Raw genomic sequence first — 20,465 nt, 5'->3', positions numbered from 1 at the left:
CATTTTGTCGGCACAAATTATGCCAAGTTATTGAATTCTGGCAGCCGACCATTGGAGAGCAATAGTGATGGAAACCCGCAAGCCAAACCGCCTGCCGTTCCATCGCCTGGCGGTTTTTCCGGTGTTGATGGCTCAATTTGTCATTTTGCTCATTGCCGCTTTGGCGCTCTGGCAGTGGCATGGAGTCGTTGCCGGATACTCGGGACTTTGCGGAGGCCTGATAGCCTTGCTGCCCAATGTTTATTTCGCTCACAAGGCATTTCGGTTTTCCGGCGCCCGAGCAGCCCAGTCCATCGTCCGGTCTTTTTATGCCGGCGAGGCAGGCAAACTGATTTTGACGGCAGTGCTTTTTGCGCTGGTGTTTGCAGGTGTGAAGCCACTGGCGCCGGTAGCAGTATTCGGCGTGTTCGTGCTGACTCAGTCGGTCAGCTGGTTCGCTCCCCTGCTGATGAGAACAAGACTTTCGAGACCTTAGGGCGTTTGAGGCAACCATGGCAGAAACAACCGCTTCGGGCTATATCCAGCACCACTTGCAGAACCTGACCTTCGGTCAGCTACCTAACGGCGGCTGGGGCTTTGCCCATACCGCAGCAGAAGCCAAAGAAATGGGCTTCTGGGCTTTCCACGTCGATACCCTCGGCTGGTCGGTCGCGCTGGGTCTGATCTTCGTTCTTCTTTTCCGCATGGCGGCAAAGAAGGCAACTTCGGGTCAGCCGGGTGCTTTGCAGAACTTCGTTGAAGTATTGGTCGAATTCGTCGATGGCAGCGTGAAAGACAGCTTCCATGGCCGTAGCCCGGTGATCGCACCGCTGGCACTGACCATCTTCGTCTGGGTGTTCCTGATGAACGCCGTCGACCTGGTACCGGTCGACTGGATTCCTCAGCTGGCCATCCTGATCACCGGCGACCACCACATCCCGTTCCGTGCCGTGTCGACGACCGACCCGAACGCGACTCTGGGCATGGCGTTCTCGGTTTTCGCACTGATCATTTTCTATAGCATCAAGGTCAAGGGTCTCGGCGGCTTCATCGGCGAGCTGACCCTGCACCCGTTCGGCAGCAAGAACATCTTCGTTCAAGCCCTGCTGATCCCGGTGAACTTCCTGCTGGAATTCGTGACCCTGATCGCCAAGCCGATCTCTCTGGCTCTGCGTCTGTTCGGCAACATGTATGCCGGCGAGCTGGTGTTCATTCTGATCGCTGTGATGTTCGGCAGCGGCCTGCTCTGGCTGAGCGGCCTGGGCGTTGTTCTGCAGTGGGCGTGGGCTGTGTTCCACATCCTGATCATCACCCTGCAGGCGTTCATCTTCATGATGCTGACCATCGTCTACCTGTCGATGGCGCACGAAGAAAACCATTAAGACCAGTCTCGACTAGTCTGATGTCCTTCCCGGTCAAACGGGAAGGGGCTCTTCACAGGGCACCTGAAACGATTTGTTTTACCGCTTTAATCTAAAAAACCTAAACCATACGACGTAAAAGTCGGGAGGAAAGATGGAAACTGTAGTTGGTCTAACCGCTATCGCTGTTGCACTGTTGATCGGCCTGGGCGCACTGGGTACCGCAATTGGTTTCGGCCTGCTGGGCGGCAAGTTCCTGGAAGGCGCAGCGCGTCAGCCAGAAATGGTTCCAATGCTGCAAGTTAAAATGTTCATCGTTGCCGGTCTGCTCGACGCCGTAACCATGATCGGTGTTGGTATCGCTCTGTTCTTCACCTTTGCGAACCCGTTCGTTGGTCAGATCGCTGGCTAATTACCCGGATTCTTCCGAGTAATTTGATGTGATGGACAACGTAACTGCGAGGTGTTGGCGTGAACATTAATGCGACCCTGATTGGCCAGTCCGTTGCGTTCCTGATTTTTGTACTGTTCTGCATGAAGTATGTATGGCCTCCGGTCATCGCTGCTCTGCACGAACGTCAAAAGAAGATCGCTGATGGTCTGGACGCTGCCAGCCGTGCAGCTCGCGACCTGGAGTTGGCCCAAGAAAAAGCGGGTCAGCAACTGCGCGAAGCGAAAGCTCAGGCAGCTGAAATCATCGAGCAAGCCAAGAAACGCGGTAACCAGATTGTCGAAGAGGCCGTTGAAAAGGCCCGTGTCGATGCTGACCGTGTGAAGGTTCAGGCTCAAGCCGAGATCGAACAGGAACTGAACAGTGTCAAAGACAAGCTGCGCGCCCAAGTGGGCATGCTGGCTGTCGGCGGCGCCGAGAAGATCCTGGGTGCCACAATCGATCAAAACGCGCACGCAGAGCTGGTTAACCAACTGGCTGCTGAAATCTAAGCGAGGGCGATCATGGCAGAACTGACCACGTTGGCCCGACCTTACGCTAAGGCGGCCTTCGAGCACGCTCAGGCCCACCAGCAACTGGCCAATTGGTCAGCCATGCTCGGCCTGGCTGCAGCGGTGTCGCAAGACGACACCATGCAGCGCGTGCTCAAGGCCCCGCGACTGACGAGCGCAGAAAAGGCCGCCACGTTTATTGACGTGTGCGGCGACAAGTTTGATGCCAAGGCACAGAACTTCATCAACGTCGTTGCCGAAAACGACCGTCTCCCGCTTCTGCCGGAGATTGCCGCTCTTTTCGACCTGTACAAGGCCGAACAAGAGAAGTCGGTAGACGTTGAAGTGACCAGTGCTTTTGCATTGAACCAAGAACAGCAAGACAAACTCGCCAAGGTTCTCAGTGCACGACTCAACCGGGAAGTGCGCCTGCAAGTTGCGGAGGATGCTGCCCTTATAGGTGGTGTCGTTATCCGCGCCGGCGACCTGGTTATCGATGGCTCGATTCGCGGCAAAATCGCGAAACTTGCCGAAGCATTGAAATCTTGAGTTTGAAGGGGCAGCAGAGCAATGCAGCAACTCAATCCTTCCGAAATAAGTGAAATTATCAAGGGCCGCATCGACAAGCTCGATGTGACCTCCCAAGCCCGTAACGAAGGCACTGTCGTCAGCGTATCTGACGGCATCGTGCGGATTCACGGTCTGGCCGACGTAATGTACGGCGAGATGATCGAGTTTCCGGGCGGCGTCTACGGTATGGCCCTCAACCTGGAGCAAGACTCCGTAGGTGCCGTTGTACTGGGCGCTTACCAGTCTCTGGCTGAAGGCATGAGCGCCAAGTGCACTGGCCGCATCCTCGAAGTTCCTGTTGGTAAGGAACTGCTGGGTCGCGTAGTCGACGCACTGGGTAACCCTGTTGACGGCAAAGGTCCACTGGGCAACACCGAGACCGACGCGGTCGAGAAAGTTGCTCCGGGCGTGATCTGGCGTAAGTCGGTAGACCAGCCTGTACAGACTGGCTACAAGGCTGTCGATGCCATGATCCCTGTCGGCCGTGGCCAGCGTGAGCTGATCATCGGTGACCGTCAGATCGGTAAAACCGCTCTGGCGATCGACGCGATCATCAACCAGAAAGACAGCGGCATTTTCTGCGTCTACGTAGCCATCGGTCAGAAACAATCGACCATCGCCAACGTGGTTCGCAAGCTGGAAGAAAACGGCGCCCTGGCCAACACGATCATCGTGGCTGCCAGTGCTTCGGAATCTCCTGCGCTGCAATTCCTGGCACCGTACTCCGGTTGCACCATGGGTGAATTCTTCCGCGACCGCGGTGAAGACGCGCTGATCGTTTATGACGATCTGTCCAAGCAAGCAGTGGCTTACCGCCAGATTTCCCTGCTGCTGCGCCGTCCACCAGGCCGTGAAGCTTACCCAGGCGACGTGTTCTATCTCCACTCCCGTCTGCTGGAGCGCGCATCCCGCGTTTCGGAAGAATACGTAGAGAAGTTCACCAACGGCGCAGTGACCGGCAAAACCGGTTCCCTGACCGCACTGCCGATCATCGAAACCCAGGCTGGCGACGTTTCCGCGTTCGTTCCGACCAACGTGATTTCCATCACCGACGGTCAGATCTTCCTGGAATCGGCCATGTTCAACTCGGGCATCCGCCCTGCAGTGAACGCCGGTGTTTCGGTATCCCGTGTGGGTGGTGCCGCTCAGACCAAGATCATCAAGAAGCTGTCCGGTGGTATCCGTACCGCTCTGGCTCAGTACCGTGAACTGGCGGCATTCGCCCAGTTCGCTTCTGACCTGGACGAAGCGACCCGTAAGCAACTTGAGCATGGTCAGCGCGTTACCGAGCTGATGAAGCAGAAGCAATACGCACCAATGTCGATCGCTGACATGGCGCTGTCGCTGTATGCCGCTGAGCGTGGGTTCCTGACTGACATTGAAATCGCCAAGATCGGCAGCTTCGAACAAGCGCTGATCGCTTTCTTCAACCGCGATCACGCCGATTTGATGGCCAAGATCAACGTTAAAGGTGACTTCAATGACGAAATCGACGCTGGCATGAAAGCCGGTATCGAGAAGTTCAAGGCCACCCAAACCTGGTAAGCCGCAGCGGGAGCCGCGAGGCTCCCGCTTGCTAACCTGATAGGTGTTACATGGCAGGCGCAAAAGAGATTCGCAGTAAGATTGCGAGCATCAAAAGCACGCAAAAGATTACCAGCGCCATGGAAAAAGTGGCGGTCAGCAAAATGCGCAAGGCACAAATGCGCATGGCTGCTAGCCGTCCTTATGCGGAGCGTATCCGCCAGGTTATTGGGCATCTGGCCAACGCCAACCCGGAATACCGCCACCCGTTCATGATCGACCGCGCTATCAAGCGCGTTGGTTATGTTGTGGTGAGCAGTGACCGTGGTCTGTGCGGCGGCTTGAATACCAACCTGTTCAAGGCCCTGGTCAAGGACATGGCGGTAAACCGCGAAAACGGCGTCGAGATTGATCTGTGTGTCGTTGGTAGCAAGGGTGCGGCCTTTTTCCGCAACTTCGGCGGTAACGTCGTTGCAGCTATCAGCCACCTGGGTGAAGAGCCGTCGATCAATGACTTGATCGGCAGCGTCAAGGTGATGCTGGATGCCTACCTGGACGGCCGTATTGACCGCCTGTCCGTGGTGTCCAACAAGTTCATCAACACCATGACGCAACAGCCTACCGTGGAGCAGTTGATTCCACTGGTGGCCACCCCGGATCAGGATCTCAAGCACCACTGGGACTATCTCTACGAACCGGATGCCAAAGAGCTGCTTGACGGCTTGATGGTCCGCTACGTTGAGTCGCAGGTCTACCAGGCGGTGGTCGAGAACAACGCGGCTGAACAAGCTGCGCGGATGATCGCGATGAAGAACGCTACCGACAACGCCGGTGATTTGATCAGCGATTTGCAGCTGATCTACAACAAGGCGCGTCAGGCTGCGATCACCCAAGAGATCTCGGAAATCGTCGGCGGCGCTGCCGCGGTTTAACGGTTCAAATATTCAGAGGATCCAGCTATGAGTAGCGGACGTATCGTTCAAATCATCGGCGCCGTTATCGACGTGGAATTTCCACGCGACAGCGTACCGAGCATCTACAACGCGCTGAAAGTAGTGAGCGCGGCTGAAACCACTCTGGAAGTTCAGCAACAGCTGGGCGACGGCGTGGTTCGCACCATTGCGATGGGTTCCACCGAGGGCTTGAAGCGCGGTCTGGAAGTTACCGATTCTGGCGCAGCCATCTCCGTACCGGTCGGTAAAGCGACCCTGGGCCGGATCATGGACGTCCTCGGTAACCCGATCGACGAAGCTGGCCCGATCGACACCGAAGAGCGTTGGGGCATTCACCGTCCAGCGCCTTCGTTCGCTGAACAGGCAGGCGGCAACGACCTGCTGGAAACCGGCATCAAGGTTATCGACCTGGTTTGCCCGTTTGCCAAAGGCGGTAAAGTCGGTCTGTTCGGTGGTGCCGGTGTAGGCAAAACCGTAAACATGATGGAACTGATCCGTAACATCGCCATCGAGCACAGCGGTTATTCCGTGTTCGCCGGTGTGGGTGAGCGTACTCGTGAGGGTAACGACTTCTACCACGAGATGAAGGACTCCAACGTTCTGGACAAAGTGGCACTGGTTTACGGTCAGATGAACGAGCCGCCGGGTAACCGTCTGCGCGTAGCACTGACCGGCCTGACCATGGCCGAGAAGTTCCGTGACGAAGGTAACGACGTTCTGTTGTTCGTCGACAACATCTATCGTTACACCCTGGCCGGTACTGAAGTATCCGCACTGCTGGGCCGTATGCCTTCGGCAGTAGGTTACCAGCCGACCCTGGCTGAAGAGATGGGCGTTCTGCAAGAACGTATCACTTCGACCAAGGAAGGTTCGATCACTTCGATCCAAGCGGTATACGTACCTGCGGACGACTTGACCGACCCGTCGCCAGCGACCACCTTCGCCCACTTGGACGCCACCGTCGTTCTGTCCCGTGACATCGCTTCCCTGGGTATCTACCCAGCAGTAGATCCACTGGATTCGACTTCGCGCCAGCTGGACCCGAACGTAATCGGCCAGGACCACTACGACACCGCTCGCGGCGTTCAGTACGTTCTGCAACGTTACAAAGAGCTGAAGGACATCATCGCGATCCTGGGTATGGACGAGCTGTCGGAAGCCGACAAGCAGTTGGTAAACCGTGCTCGTAAGATCCAGCGCTTCTTGTCGCAGCCGTTCTTCGTGGCTGAAGTCTTCACCGGTGCATCGGGTAAATACGTTTCCCTGAAAGACACCATTGCTGGCTTCAAAGGCATCCTCAACGGTGACTACGACCACCTGCCAGAACAAGCGTTCTACATGGTTGGCGGCATCGAAGAAGCGATCGAGAAAGCCAAGAAACTGTAATCCCGGCGCCCGGCAACGGGCGCTAATTTAGGTTGAGGCAATCAGATGGCTATGACAGTCCATTGCGATATCGTCAGCGCGGAAGGGGAAATCTTTTCCGGCCTGGTCGAGATGGTGATTGCGCACGGTGCACTGGGTGATCTTGGTATCGCTCTGGGTCACGCGCCGCTGATCACTAATCTGAAGCCAGGTCCGATCCGCCTGATCAAGCAAGGCGGGGAAGCCGAGGTGTTCTACATCTCCGGTGGTTTCCTCGAGGTTCAGCCGAACATGGTCAAAGTGCTTGCCGATACCGTGCAACGTGCCGCCGACCTGGATGAAGCTCAGGCTCAAGCAGCTCTCAAGGCTGCCGAGCATGCTCTGCATGAAAAAGGCGCTGATTTCGACTACAGCGCTGCGTCAGCACGTCTGGCCGAGGCTGCAGCTCAGCTGCGCACCGTCCAGCAGATCCGCAAGAAGTTTGGCGGTTAATCCGTCAGCCGCTTGTTGTGCGATTGATAAAAAAGGGTAGCCTCGGCTACCCTTTTTTCTTTTCCGAATTCCCGAAACCCGGTCGCAGTTGCTGACCACCCAGGATTGGTAGCCAGTCATGTCTCTTGAAATCGTTATCCTCGCGGCCGGTCAAGGCACCCGTATGCGTTCGGCGCTGCCGAAAGTGCTGCATCCGATTGCCGGCGATTCCATGCTGGGCCATGTTATCCACAGCGCCCGGCAACTTGCGCCGCAACGCATTCATGTGGTGATCGGCCATGGCGCCGACGTAGTGCGTGAACGCCTGGCCGCTGATGATCTGAATTTCGTCCTGCAGGACAAGCAACTGGGCACCGGTCATGCCACTGCTCAAGCGGTGCCGTTCATCACTGCCGACACCGTGTTGATCCTCTACGGGGACGTGCCGCTGATTGAAGTCGAAACTTTGCAACGCCTGCTCAAGCACGTCGTGCCGGGGCAAATGGGTTTGCTCACCGTCGAGCTGAACGACCCGACCGGCTATGGCCGCATCGTGCGTGACGCTGACGGCAAGGTGGCCGCGATCGTTGAACACAAAGACGCCAGCGAAGCACAACGTGCGATCACCGAAGGCAACACCGGCATCCTCGCTGTGCCGGCCAATCGTCTGGCCGACTGGATGAGTCGCCTGTCCAACAACAATGCCCAAGGCGAGTACTACCTGACCGACGTGATCGAGATGGCTGTCAGCGATGGCCTGCTCGTCGCCACCGAGCAACCGCATGACCCAATGGAAGTGCAGGGCGCCAATGATCGCAAGCAGCTGTCGGAACTGGAGCGTCATTACCAGTTGCGGGCCGGCCGTCGTTTGATGGCGCAAGGCGTGACCCTGCGTGATCCGGCACGCTTCGACGTGCGTGGCGAAGTGACCGTTGGCCGCGACGTGCTGATCGACATCAACGTGATTCTTGAAGGAAACGTGGTTATCGAAGACGACGTGGTCATCGGCCCGAACTGCGTGATCAAGGACAGCACCCTGCGCAAAGGCGTGGTGATCAAGGCCAACAGTCATATCGAAGGCGCCGTCCTGGGCGAGGGCAGTGATGCCGGCCCGTTCGCGCGTCTGCGTCCGGGGACCGTGCTCGATGCACGCGCGCATGTGGGTAACTTTGTTGAGTTGAAGAACGCGCACATGGGCGAGGGCGCCAAGGCCGGACACCTGACCTATCTGGGCGATGCCGAAATCGGTGCGCGCACCAACGTCGGCGCCGGTACCATCACCTGCAACTACGACGGCGCCAACAAGTGGAAAACCGTGTTGGGTGCCGATGTGTTCATTGGCTCCAATAATTCGTTGGTGGCGCCTGTGGATATCTCTGACGGTGCGACCACGGCGGCCGGTTCGACGATTACGCAGAATGTGGATAACGCGCAGTTGGCCGTCGGCCGTGCACGGCAGAAAAATATTGATGGCTGGAAGCGGCCGGAAAAAATCAAGAAGAGCTGAGTTATCCACAGTTTCTTTTTAGCGACGAAAATCCAATGTGGGAGCGAGCTTGCTCGCGAATGCGGTAGATCATTCAATATTGATGTTGACTGACACGATGCCTTCGCGAGCAAGCTCGCTCCCACATTTTTGTTTGTGTCGTTTTCAAAATAGTCTGACTGCCGCTTGACGATTGAGATCCGATAGGTTTTGATTGCTTCCGTTATCTTTCGAATCGAAACTTAAGTCGCCATGTCGAAACGCAATACGCCGCAACGCCGCCACAACATCCTCGCCTTGCTCAATGAGCAGGGTGAAGTCAGTGTGGATGAACTGGCCAAGCGCTTCGAAACCTCCGAAGTTACGATTCGCAAGGATCTGGCCGCGCTGGAAAGTCATGGCCTGTTGCTGCGCCGCTATGGCGGGGCGATCACCATGCCTCAGGAACTGGTCGCGGAAACCGCGCAGAGCGTTTCCAAATACAAACAGGCCATCGCCCGCGCGGCGGTGAAACGCATCCGTGAACATGCGCGGATCATCATCGACAGTGGCAGCACCACCGCCGCAATGATTCCTGAGCTTGGCCAACAGCCGGGCCTGGTGGTGATGACCAATTCCCTGCACGTCGCCAACGCCCTCAGCGAACTCGAACACGAACCGGTGCTGCTGATGACCGGTGGCACCTGGGATCCGCATTCGGAATCCTTTCAGGGCCAGGTCGCCGAGCAAGTACTACGCTCTTACGACTTCGACCAGTTGTTCATTGGTGCCGACGGTATCGATCTGGTGCGCGGCACGACGACTTTCAATGAATTGCTCGGTTTGAGCCGGGTCATGGCGGAAGTGGCGCGGGAAGTCATCGTCATGGTCGAAGCCGACAAGATCGGCCGCAAGATTCCCAACCTGGAGCTGCCGTGGAGCAGTGTCCATACCCTAATTACCGATGATCGCCTGCCTATCGATGCACGCGATCAGATTCAAGCCCGCGGTATCACCGTGATTTGCGCGGCTGTCAGTCAGGAGAAATAAGCATGTGTGGAATTGTCGGCGCAGTTGCTGAACGTAATATCACCGCCATCCTGCTCGAAGGCCTCAAGCGCCTTGAATACCGCGGCTATGACAGCGCCGGTGTCGCGGTCTTCACCAACGACGAAACCCTCGAGCGCATGCGTCGCCCGGGTAAAGTCAGCGAGCTCGAAGCGGCGCTGGCCGAACACCCGCTGGTGGGCCGTCTCGGCATTGCCCACACCCGTTGGGCGACTCACGGCGCACCGTGCGAGCGTAACGCCCACCCACATTTCTCCGGCGACATCGCGGTGGTGCACAACGGCATCATCGAAAACCACGAAGCCTTGCGTGAACAACTGAAAGCGCTGGGTTACGTGTTTACGTCGGACACCGACACCGAAGTTATCGCTCACCTGCTCAACCACAAACTCAAGGATCAGCCTGACCTCAGCGTTGCGCTTAAAGCGACGGTCAAGGAACTGCACGGTGCATACGGCCTGGCCGTGATCAATGCCAAGCAGCCGGATCGTCTGGTCGCCGCGCGCAGTGGCAGTCCGTTGGTGATTGGTCTGGGTCTGGGCGAGAACTTCCTCGCGTCTGACCAGTTGGCGCTGCGTCAGGTCACCGACCGCTTCATGTACCTGGAAGAAGGCGATATCGCCGAAATTCGCCGCGATAACGTGCAGATCTGGGACATCAACGGCAATGCCGTCGAGCGCCAGACCGTGCAGTACAGCGACGGTGCCGAAGCCGCCGACAAAGGTGAATTCCGCCACTACATGCTCAAGGAAATCCACGAGCAACCCGCCGTAGTCCAGCGCACCCTCGAAGGTCGCCTGAGCAACGATCAGGTGCTGGTGCAAGCGTTCGGCCCGCAAGCTGCCGAGCTGTTCGCCAAAGTGCGCAACGTGCAGATCGTCGCCTGCGGCACCAGCTATCACGCGGGTATGGTTGCGCGTTACTGGCTCGAAGAACTGGCCGGCATCCCGTGCCAGGTCGAAGTCGCCAGCGAATTCCGCTACCGTAAAGTGGTGGTGCAGCCGGACACGCTGTTCGTGACTATCTCGCAATCCGGCGAAACCGCTGACACCTTGGCTGCCCTGCGCAACGCCAAAGAGCTGGGCTTCTTGGCCAGCCTAGCGATCTGCAACGTCGGCATCAGTTCGCTGGTGCGCGAATCCGATCTGACCCTGCTGACCCAGGCCGGCCGCGAAATCGGCGTCGCCTCGACCAAAGCGTTCACCACGCAATTGGTCGGCCTGTTGCTGCTGACGCTGTCGCTGGGCCAGGTGCGCGGCACCTTGGCCGACGGCGTTGAAGCGCGTCTGGTCGAAGAGCTGCGTCGCCTGCCAACCCGTTTGGGCGAAGCGTTGGCGATGGACAGCACCGTGGAAAAAATCGCCGAGCTGTTCGCCGAGAAGAACCACACCCTGTTCCTCGGTCGCGGTGCGCAATTCCCAGTGGCGATGGAAGGCGCCCTGAAACTCAAGGAAATCTCCTACATCCACGCCGAAGCCTACCCGGCCGGCGAGCTGAAACACGGCCCGCTGGCGCTTGTGGATAACGACATGCCGGTGGTCACCGTCGCGCCAAACAACGAACTGCTGGAAAAGCTCAAATCCAACCTGCAGGAAGTCCGCGCCCGTGGCGGCGAACTCATCGTGTTCGCCGACGAGAAAGCCGGGATGACCAACGGCGAAGGCACCCACGTGGTGCAAATGCCGCACATCCACGACATCCTCTCGCCGATCCTCTACACGATCCCGCTGCAGTTGCTGTCGTACTACGTGGCGGTGCTCAAGGGCACGGATGTGGATCAGCCGCGTAACCTGGCGAAGTCGGTGACGGTGGAATAAGTTATCCACAGCTGATATCGACACAACAAAATCGCAGCTTCGGCTGCGATTTTCGTATCTGACTTGAGGGGCACCATGGACCGCTTCCAGGAAATGCACATCTTCACCACCGTTGCTCAGGAGCAAGGCTTCTCCTCAGCCGCGCGGCGTCTGGGTTTGTCAGCGGCCAGCGTCACGCGGGCGGTGGCGGCGCTGGAGTTGCGCATCGGCACGCAGTTGCTGGTTCGTACTACGCGCAGCGTGCATTTGAGCGAAGCCGGGCAGCGTTATCTGGAAGATTGTCGGCGGATTCTCGCCGAGGTGCAGGAAGCCGAGGATTCGGCGGCGGGCAGTCATGCCGAGCCGCGTGGGCAACTGACGGTGACAGCGCCGGTGTTGTTCGGTGATTTGTTTGTGACGCCGGTGATGGCGGGTTATCTCGCGCAGTATCCGGATGTCACGATCAACGCCCTACTGGTTGATCGGATCGTCAACATGGTTGAGGAGGGCATCGATGTCGCGGTGCGCATCGGTGATCTGCCTGACAGCAGTCAGCATGCGATTCGCGTGGGTGAGGTGCGTCGGGTTATTTGCGGCTCGCCTGAATACTTTGCCAATCATGGTCGACCGGCTCATCCCCAGGCATTGGCGGGAGCGCCCGTGGTGGCGACGTCAGCGATTGGCCAGCAACGCACCTGGCCATTTCTCGACGATGGCGAACCGCTGAGTGTGCGTCCCGAGCCGCGTCTGACCGTTACCGCCAATCAGGCTGCGATCACGGCCGCTTGCAAGGGCCTGGGTTTGACCCGGGTGTTGTCCTATCAAGTGGCGAGCAAGGTGGCTGCCGGGGAACTGGAAATCGTCCTCGCTGAATTCGAGCTGCCGCCGCTGCCGATTCATGTCGTGTATCAGGGCGGGCGCAAGGCCCCGGCGCGGATTCGCAGTTTTGTCGATTTCGCAGTAAACGCTTTGCGTGAGCATCCTTCATTGAAAAATCCTTCGTTATTGCACGAGATGAAATAATCGATTGCGCTTGCTGGTGATTCTGTTCTTTTCGCGTTAAGGGGAAGATGGCCTCCATCGGCGCGCTCATCCCCGCAGCGGCGCCTCTGTCCAGCGGAGTCGACCATGCAAGCGATTAAACTCTACAACTTCCCGCGTTCCGGCCATGCTCATCGCGTCGAGCTGATGCTGTCCCTGCTGCAACTACCGACCGAGTTGATCTTCATCGATCTGGCCAAGGGTGAGCACAAGCAGCCGGCGTACCTCGCGATCAACAGTTTTGGCCAGGTGCCGGCGATTGACGACGGCGGCGTGGTGCTTGCTGACTCCAACGCAATTCTGGTGTATCTGGCGCAGAAATACGGCCACGGTCGCTGGCTGCCAACTGATCCTGTCGGTGCGGCACGTGTGCAGCGCTGGTTGTCGGCCGCTGCCGGGCCGATTGCTTTCGGGCCTGCCGCTGCGCGCCTGGTCACGGTGTTTGGTGCCCAACTGAATGCTGAAGAAGCGATTACCCGTGCGCACAACCTGCTCAAGGTGATGGACGCCGAATTGGGCAAAACGCCGTTTCTGGCCGGCGCCGAACCGAGCATTGCCGACGTTTCCGCCTACAGTTATATCGCCCACGCACCGGAAGGCAACGTGTCGCTCGACGACTACGGCAACGTCCGCGCCTGGCTGGCACGGGTTGAAGCCCTGCCCGGTTTCGTCGGCATGCCGCGCACGGTCGCCGGTCTGCAAACCACCGCCTGATTTCGCAATCCACACTGTGCCGACGGTGCAGGGGAGAGGTCGTGATGGAACGTTCACCGTGGCACGCTGGCGAACAGCAATTGCAGGCCCATGTCGGTGTTGCCGAACGCATGGAGGCCTTCGGGCGAAAGGTCATTCGCACCTGGATGCCGGACCAGCACCGTGAGTTCTATCAGCAATTGCCTTTCATGCTGTACGGCGCCGTCGATGCGCAGGGGCGGCCGTGGGCCAGTGTGCTCGAAGGCGCGCCGGGGTTTGCCCATTCGCCTGATCCAGAGCATCTGCAGTTCGCCAGCCAACCTGCTGCCGATGATCCGGCGCAACTGCGTGATGGCGAGCCGATCGGTTTGCTCGGCATCGAACTGCACACCCGTCGGCGCAATCGCCTCAACGGCCATGTCGGTAATCTGTCGGCGCAAGGGTTCGATGTCAGCGTGGACCAGGCCTTCGGCAACTGTCCGCAATACATTCAGTTGCGCCAGTTTCAACGCGTGCCACTGACCGACCCTCAGACGCGCCCGGCGCAATCTCTGGACGTTCTCGATGACGCAGCCACAGCGCTGATCGCTGGCGCTGACACGTTTTTCGTCGCCAGTTATGTCGACGTCGATGGCCAACGCGCGGTGGATGTTTCCCATCGGGGTGGCCAGGCCGGTTTCGTTCGGGTGGAAGGCAATCGTCTGACCATCCCCGATTTCGCCGGCAATCTGCATTTCAACACCCTCGGCAATCTGCTGCTCAATCCCAAGGCCGGCTTGCTGTTCATCGACTTTTCCACAGGCGATCTGCTGCAACTCAGCGGGCGCACCGAGATTCTGCTCGACGATCCGCAGATCGAGGCCTTCCAGGGTGCGGAGCGGCTGTGGACCTTTGAGGTGGAGAAACTGGTGCGGCGCCCGGCAGCTTTGGCATTACGTTGGCGCTTCGACGGCATGTCACCAACCAGTCTGTTGACGGGCAACTGGGCCGAAGCGGATGCGCGTTTGCAGGCGCAGGCGCTGGGCAATCAATGGCGGCCATTGCGGGTGGCGAAGATCGAAGCGGAAAGCCGCAGCATCCGCTCGATCTATCTGGAGCCAGCCGATGGCGCCGGTTTGCCGGTGTTTCTTGCCGGCCAGCATCTGCCGTTGCGGTTCACCCTCGACGGTGAGGTGCACATCCGCACCTACAGCCTTTCGAGCGCGCCATCGGATGGTTTCTACCGGATCAGTGTGAAGCGCGAAGGCCTGATTTCGTCGCACCTGCATGAACAGATCCGCGTCGGCGATGTGCTGGAGGCGCGGGCGCCACAGGGGCATTTCACGGTAGCGCCGCTGGAGCGCCGGCCGTTGGTGTTGTTGGCGGCGGGCGTCGGTATCACGCCATTGCTGTCGATGCTGCGCGAAGTGGTTTACCAAGGCCTGCGGACGCGCGGCATTCGCCAAACGTGGTTGCTGCAGAGTTCACGCAGTCTGGCTGACCAGCCGTTTCGCAAAGAACTCGATCATTTACTGGCGAAAGCGGGTGACGCCGTGCGGGTGCTGCGTTTGCTCAGCCAGCCGGAAGCCGATGCTGAACTGGACGCAGATTTTGATCGGCATGGGCGTATCGACTGTGCGTTGTTGCGCGATCTGCTTGAGGTTGAGGATTACGATCAAATCGACTTTGTCCTGTGTGGCCCCGGCGGTTTTACCCAAGGTGTGTATGACAGCCTGCGTGAGCTGGACGTGCGCGATGCCCGGATTCACGCGGAAACCTTCGGCCCCTCGACGCTCAAACGCCAGCGAGATGCTGACGCAATCGTCATCGAGCAACCGCCCGCAGCGACGACATCCGTCCCCGTGGTGTTCGAACGCTCGGCCAAGGAAGCCCGTTGGCAACCGGATGGCGGCAGCCTGCTGGAATTGGCGGAAAGTCGTGGATTGCGTCCGGAATTCAGTTGCCGGGGTGGATCGTGCGGTACCTGCAAGACTCGGCTGGTCAGTGGTGCGGTGAATTATCCACAGCCGCCGGCCGAGGTTCCCGAAGCGGGGCACGTACTGATTTGTTGTGCGGTGCCGGCACAGAGTGCGCAGCCGCTGGTGCTGGATCTATAAGAATGAATGTGCGCACGCGTTAACCATCGCGGACCTTTGGCGACATCAGTAACCCTGCGCCGGGCGGCGCAGGGGTTTCTGTGCTCACCAGTGCGGTGATGTGGTCACCGAGACCGCTGTGCGAGGTATTGAGTATTCAGTTTTCAACGGCAATGAATTGACCGGCTCGCTGCTGGCTTCGATGATCTCGCTGGAGGGTGTCGCCGACCCCTGCAGAACGTGACGCGCGCTGCGCTCGACCAGTTGCAGACTGGCTTCGCTCCAATTGATCCAGCGCCAGTCGCGAACATCGCGACTGGCCGGAAACTGGCCGCTTTGTTCGAACGCGTTGATCAGCTCAGTGAGGCTGTGCGGATCGCGCAAATCAAAGTAAACCATGAAGTCGCTGCCGATTTCCCTGAACACCGCGATGTCGCTGCCCATGGCCGGCAAGCCACGTTGCATCGCCTCCACCAGCGGCAGGCCAAAACCTTCGACGAAAGACGGGAACACCAGCGAACTGGCATGGGCGTACGCATGCTCCAGGCTGGTGTCGCTCAAGTGGTTGAACATGAACAGGCGCTGGTTGAACTCAGGGTGGTTGCGTACGCGTGCAATCAGCTCGTCACACTTCCAGCCGATATGCCCGGCGATACACAGCCTTGCCTTGGAGCCGCTCGCCCAGGCGCGTTCGAAGGCGTCGAGCAGATAGGCGTGGTTCTTGCGAGGTTCGATGGTGCTGACCATCAGGAACACCGGTCCCGGCGCTTCGAACATTGTTTGCAGGGCGGGATCCACTGTTGCGTCCGAGCTGCGCAGATCCAGTTCCGAGCCCAGATGGAAAAAGTCGAACCAGCGTTTTTCGCTCTGTTCGGTGCCGATCCGCCGTTGCAGTTCCTCACGTACTTCATCACGTACGGTGGCGGAAATGGCCATGAAACCGTCGGCAGTACGCGAGATCCAGTCGAACCATTCGCGGAACACCTGTGCTGGCCGCGTTTCATAGAAATGCGGGTGGGTCAGCGGAATCAGGTCGTAGATCACGGCAATGATCCCGACGCCTTCGCGCTTGAGTTGTTCGGCATGGAGGAAAAAATCCGAATGCCAGGAGGAGTCGAGCAGCACCAGTTGATCGTCCGGCTGGTGTTGCAATGGCGTGCAGCGCTTGAGCAGTTGAAAGCGGCTTATGCGCCGCAAAACCCGCAACGGTGCCCCAAAGGCTGCGAATGAAAACGCCCGATAGCCGACGTACAGCAGCCGCCGCGCCAGTTTCGACTGGCATTTGGCGTCGCGTCGCTGATGCCATTGCCAGCATCGATGGCCCAGGCGCTCGAGTCGCTCGCCGAAGGTCGCGAGGGCATTGAATACCGGCGTATTCAGAGGCGCCAGACGCAGCACCCGATAGAGCTGGCCATTGAGCAAGACCACTGGCAGGCACTCGATACCGTCGGTGCTTGAGGGCAATTTATTGACGACGTTGCGGACTACCCGCTGAATCCCTGAATTGAGTTTCGGGTGGTTGAAAACATGGGTGCATTCCACCAGCAGTCGAGTCATGGGGCACGCTCCGTGATTGCCGATTCAGCGCTGCGGGTTGTCGATGTCCGGGCAGTGCGGGTGCCTACGGCTGGCGCAGCGGATGCGAGCCAGTAACGCTCTTCCCGGCCGAGGGCTGGACGTGTTGCGAGGAGGGTGGTGCACGAGCCGGCAAAGGGTGATGGCCACTCGAGGCGGCTCGCCGTTGCGCGGTCGCACGTCGATGCGGCATGCAGCCGGTGCCGACTGAAAACGGCGTGCCGCTGATGTGTGTGGAGAGGGTGTTCCACGAATCCACTGAGACCCGTGATGAACAGGCAATTTTTCAACAGCGACCCCTTGGCCTTTTACTTTCGCCACTTCCCACAGGCTTGTCGGAAAGCTCTGTCAGACCGAGAAACAAGGTCTGTCAGAGAACAGGCGAAACAGTTGTTGTATTTGTTTGCGACCAATCTGTGCCAATTGCACGACAATTTCAACAGTGCACACCGTGACCGGTCAGTTCTCGTCAGCGTAGACGGATTTATTCTCGCCGGACGGTTCACGAACACTCGACGGATGTGTTTAGAATGCCCCTCGTCGCGAAATCCCGAGCGTTGATACGGGGTGGCGACTGAGGGTGAAACTGACCACTAAAACAAGAACGAAGACGTGCCTGATGAAGGACGCGTGCCGGTAGTTCCGGACCGATCCAATACCAGCTCGTTACAGCATGAGGTTGCCGGGATGGCAGCTTCAGCGTGGGGTGCCATGAATTTCATTCTTTACTCCGACGTCAACGACAACTCCATCAGCCAGAGTCTCGGTCGTCCTGAATACAGTTACTACTTTGTGCTCAAGGCCTATCGGCCGGTGCTGGAAAGCCTTGGGCGTGTGCACGTCGTAGCGTCCACCGCCGACGTCGATCCCCTCTATCGAAAACTGCTCGCTGCCGGCGAAGAGTGTGTTTTCCTTTCGTTTGCTCCACCACAGAAAACCCCGCTCGATCTCCAGTGCCCGACGATTTGCGTGGTGGCCTGGGAATTCGATTCGATTCCCGATGAGCAGTGGGACAACGATCCACGCCAGGACTGGACACAAATGCTCGCCCGCCAGGGACGGGTCATCACCCTGTCGAGCCACACCGCGCGGGCGATCCGCCGGGCCATGGGTGAGGATTTCCCGGTGTTGGTATTGCCGACACCGCTGTGGGAAAACTTCTCGGCGATTCGTCAGCAACACGTTCCTGCGCCGATCAACCCGGGGGCCACGCTGGCGATCAAGGGCTGCATTTTCGACAGTCGCGAGCTCGGCCTGTCTGCCGATGCACTGATTCCAACGCCCCTGACGGCGGAAGAAGAGGCTGCACTGGCGGCTGCAATCGAGGCGGCGCGGCCGCCACCGCTAACGCTCAAACGCCGATTCGTCATCGCCCGGCATTACTTGCGTCTGTGGGCGCTCGATCTTGGACGGGAGCTGGAGGAGCCGGTGCCGCGGGTAAAATTCCTGCAGAACGGGTACTGGGAAGGACTTCGCGATCGAGTCCCGGAGCCTCTGCACAATTGGCTCGAACAGCGCCTGCCGGCCATCTGCGGGCCGCAGCCGGTCCCTGTCGTCGAACCGCCGGCACTTGATTTGCCGGACACCTCAGGGGTGGTCGAAACCCGCGTTGATGGCGTGGTGTATGTCTCGGTGTTCAACCCCAAGGACGGCCGCAAGAACTGGCATCACCTGATTACCGCGTTCTGCTGGGCCTTTCGCGAGACGCCAGACGCGACGCTGGTGCTGAAGATTACGCAGAACGATCTGGCCGCTTATTACACCGAGCTGATGACGTTGCTTGCACAACTGACCCCGTTCGCCTGCCGCGTGGTAGTGCTGCACGGTTACCTCGACGATGCGCAATACGCCGGGCTGTACAAGGCCGCCAGTTTTTACGTCAACGCTTCTCGCTGCGAAGGCCTGTGCCTGCCGTTGATGGAGTTCATGTCCAGCGGCAAACCGGTGATCGCCCCGGACCACACGGCGATGGAAGATTACATCGATGACTCGGTCGCATTCGTGGTCAAGTCCAGCGAAGAGCTGACTATTTGGCCGCAAGATACCCGCATCATTTACCGCACCCTGCGTTACCGCCCGGATTGGGGATCGCTGAAAAACGCCTACGAAAACAGTTACCGGATGGCCACGGCGCAACCACAGGATTATCGACAGATGTCGGCCGCCGCCGTCGCGCGCATGCATGATTACTGTGCGTTTGCCCCGGTGCAAAAGCGCCTGGCGGATTTTTTCGCGGTGGCCGCCAAGGCTCCGCAGACTACACCTGTGATGGATAACGCCTGATGCTGATCATCATTCATTCGGAAACCAACCAGTACACCATCACGCAAAACCTGGGCCGTTCCGAGTACAGCTATTACTTCGTGCTCAAGGAATACCGTCCGGTACTGGAACGCATCGCGCGCGTGGTCGAGGTGGCCGATCCGCAGAAAGAAGTCGATGTGCTCTATCTGGAGTGCCTGGCCCGTGGCGAGCCCTGTGTATTTCTGTCGTTTTCCCCGCCGCATCGCACGCCGGTGAACCTGGCGTGCCCGACGTTGCCGGTGTTTGCCTGGGAATTCAGCACGATCCCCAACGAACCGTTTGCCAATGAGCCGCGCAATGACTGGCGCACGGTGTTGCAGGCGTGCGGTGCAGCCATCACCCATTCCAGCTACACGGTCGACGCCGTGCGCGAGGCGATGGATGCCGACTACCCGATCATTGCCATCCCGGCGCCCGTCTGGGATCGCTTTGCCGCTCGCGGCGTGCAAGCGCAAAACCGCACGCCATCCGAGCCGTTGAAGTTGACGATTAAAGGGCTGGTCGCTGACAGTCGTCAGCTCGATCTGAATGCCTTCGGGCCGGAGCATTTGCGCTCTGGTGAGGGCATTGATTTCACGGCGCCGGTCACCGAACAGACGCTATGGCTCGACGGTGTGGTGTACACCTCGGTGTTCAACCCAGGCGACGGTCGCAAGAACTGGGAAGACATGCTCAGTGCGTTCTGCGTGAGTTTTCGCGACGTTGAAGACGCCACGCTGGTGCTGAAACTCACGCACTTCGATGCCGAAGAAGCGCTCGGCGACATCCTGCATCACTTGTACAAAAACCAGTCGTATCGCTGCCGTATCGTGTTGATTCACGGCTACCTCGCCGATCCGGACTACGAACGGTTGGTGCAGGCCACCCGCTACGTGGTGAACACCTCTTATGGTGAAGGCCAGTGCCTGCCGCTGATGGAGTTCATGTCCTGCGGCAAGCCGGCGGTGGCCCCGCGAACCACGGCGATGGTCGATTATCTGAGCGCGGAAAACGCTTTCCTGATCAAGTCCACCGACGAGCTCACGGCGTGGCCACACGACCCGCGCAAGGCCTTTCGCACGTTGCGCTATGCGACGGACTGGGCGTCGTTATGTGCGGCTTATCGTGCCAGTTACGCGGTGGCTAAAAATGATCCGCACACGTATGCGCGAATGTCAGCCCAGGCCGTGAGCAGCCTGCAAGCTTTTTGCAGTCAGGCTGTGGCCGAACAGCGCTTGCGCGATTTTCTCGCCCAATTGATCGAACATCGAGCGGTGCTGGCCGTAGAGGCCACCGGCACATGA

The 20,465-nt window shown here is 58.8% G+C and carries 18 protein-coding genes; 17 read left to right on the top strand and 1 reads right to left on the bottom strand.

The features are described 5' to 3' along the window. The first annotated feature begins 67 nt into the window (after positions 1-67). The 15 genes from A8O26_RS02090 (at position 68) to A8O26_RS02020 (ending at position 15,324) form a co-directional block, all read left to right on the top strand. The gene (locus tag A8O26_RS02090) at positions 68-475 is read left to right on the top strand and encodes a F0F1 ATP synthase subunit I (RefSeq protein WP_064116542.1); all 408 of its coding nucleotides are present in this window, start codon (positions 68-70) and stop codon (positions 473-475) included. 16 nt (positions 476-491) lie between these two features. Beyond that, positions 492-1,361 carry a F0F1 ATP synthase subunit A gene (atpB, locus tag A8O26_RS02085; protein WP_034152183.1) on the top strand — a complete coding sequence of 290 codons (870 nt, stop codon included), beginning with the start codon at positions 492-494 and terminating at the stop codon, positions 1,359-1,361. Positions 1,362-1,494: 133 nt separating this feature from the next. Beyond that, the gene (gene atpE, locus A8O26_RS02080; protein WP_003097235.1) at positions 1,495-1,752 is read left to right on the top strand and encodes a F0F1 ATP synthase subunit C; all 258 of its coding nucleotides are present in this window, start codon (positions 1,495-1,497) and stop codon (positions 1,750-1,752) included. A gap of 59 nt (positions 1,753-1,811) precedes the next feature. Further along, positions 1,812-2,282, top strand: coding sequence for a F0F1 ATP synthase subunit B (locus A8O26_RS02075; RefSeq protein WP_064116541.1), 471 nt, complete (start codon positions 1,812-1,814; stop codon positions 2,280-2,282). A gap of 12 nt (positions 2,283-2,294) precedes the next feature. Then, positions 2,295-2,831 (top strand): F0F1 ATP synthase subunit delta, encoded by a 537-nt coding sequence (locus A8O26_RS02070; RefSeq protein WP_007911956.1) that lies wholly within the window; start codon positions 2,295-2,297, stop codon positions 2,829-2,831. 21 nt (positions 2,832-2,852) lie between these two features. After that, positions 2,853-4,397, top strand: coding sequence for a F0F1 ATP synthase subunit alpha (gene atpA / locus A8O26_RS02065; protein ID WP_016984064.1), 1,545 nt, complete (start codon positions 2,853-2,855; stop codon positions 4,395-4,397). A 50-nt stretch (positions 4,398-4,447) separates the two neighbouring features. Next, positions 4,448-5,308, top strand: coding sequence for a F0F1 ATP synthase subunit gamma (atpG, locus tag A8O26_RS02060; RefSeq protein WP_008084419.1), 861 nt, complete (start codon positions 4,448-4,450; stop codon positions 5,306-5,308). Positions 5,309-5,335: 27 nt separating this feature from the next. Further along, entirely contained in the window at positions 5,336-6,715 is a 1,380-nt protein-coding gene (atpD, locus tag A8O26_RS02055) for a F0F1 ATP synthase subunit beta (protein ID WP_007911961.1), read from the top strand. 45 nt (positions 6,716-6,760) lie between these two features. Further along, a complete protein-coding gene (locus A8O26_RS02050) occupies positions 6,761-7,186 on the top strand; it encodes a F0F1 ATP synthase subunit epsilon (protein ID WP_053125284.1) in 426 nt (141 codons plus the stop codon). Positions 7,187-7,304: 118 nt separating this feature from the next. Then, positions 7,305-8,672 (top strand): bifunctional UDP-N-acetylglucosamine diphosphorylase/glucosamine-1-phosphate N-acetyltransferase GlmU, encoded by a 1,368-nt coding sequence (gene glmU / locus A8O26_RS02045; RefSeq protein WP_064116540.1) that lies wholly within the window; start codon positions 7,305-7,307, stop codon positions 8,670-8,672. Between the two features lie 231 nt (positions 8,673-8,903). Then, positions 8,904-9,680, top strand: a complete 777-nt coding sequence (locus A8O26_RS02040; protein ID WP_064116539.1) for a DeoR/GlpR family DNA-binding transcription regulator — start codon at positions 8,904-8,906, stop codon at positions 9,678-9,680. A gap of 2 nt (positions 9,681-9,682) precedes the next feature. Then, the gene (glmS, locus tag A8O26_RS02035; protein ID WP_064116538.1) at positions 9,683-11,515 is read left to right on the top strand and encodes a glutamine--fructose-6-phosphate transaminase (isomerizing); all 1,833 of its coding nucleotides are present in this window, start codon (positions 9,683-9,685) and stop codon (positions 11,513-11,515) included. A 75-nt stretch (positions 11,516-11,590) separates the two neighbouring features. Continuing rightward, complete coding sequence (locus A8O26_RS02030; protein ID WP_064116537.1) at positions 11,591-12,517, top strand: LysR family transcriptional regulator; 927 nt, start codon at positions 11,591-11,593, stop codon at positions 12,515-12,517. 105 nt (positions 12,518-12,622) lie between these two features. Then, complete coding sequence (locus A8O26_RS02025) at positions 12,623-13,249, top strand: glutathione S-transferase family protein (protein WP_064116536.1); 627 nt, start codon at positions 12,623-12,625, stop codon at positions 13,247-13,249. A gap of 44 nt (positions 13,250-13,293) precedes the next feature. Next, a complete protein-coding gene (locus tag A8O26_RS02020) occupies positions 13,294-15,324 on the top strand; it encodes a pyridoxamine 5'-phosphate oxidase family protein (RefSeq protein WP_064116535.1) in 2,031 nt (676 codons plus the stop codon). A gap of 84 nt (positions 15,325-15,408) precedes the next feature. Here the strand turns inward: A8O26_RS02020 and A8O26_RS02015 are convergent, their stop codons facing one another. After that, positions 15,409-16,860 carry a glycosyltransferase family 4 protein gene (locus tag A8O26_RS02015; RefSeq protein ID WP_081265142.1) on the bottom strand — a complete coding sequence of 484 codons (1,452 nt, stop codon included), beginning with the start codon at positions 16,858-16,860 and terminating at the stop codon, positions 15,409-15,411. 729 nt (positions 16,861-17,589) lie between these two features. Between A8O26_RS02015 and A8O26_RS02010 the strand changes: the two genes are divergently transcribed. Together A8O26_RS02010 and A8O26_RS02005 are read left to right on the top strand one after the other, a co-directional pair. Further along, the gene (locus A8O26_RS02010) at positions 17,590-19,161 is read left to right on the top strand and encodes a glycosyltransferase (protein ID WP_064116534.1); all 1,572 of its coding nucleotides are present in this window, start codon (positions 17,590-17,592) and stop codon (positions 19,159-19,161) included. Next, complete coding sequence (locus tag A8O26_RS02005; protein ID WP_064116533.1) at positions 19,161-20,465, top strand: glycosyltransferase; 1,305 nt, start codon at positions 19,161-19,163, stop codon at positions 20,463-20,465. Before A8O26_RS02010 ends, A8O26_RS02005 begins: the two co-directional genes overlap by 1 nt.

Origin of the sequence: Pseudomonas fluorescens (assembly GCF_001648775.1) — a bacterium.
Lineage (GTDB): Bacteria > Pseudomonadota > Gammaproteobacteria > Pseudomonadales > Pseudomonadaceae > Aquipseudomonas > Aquipseudomonas fluorescens_M.
This window is presented reverse-complemented; position numbering and strand designations above follow the sequence as displayed.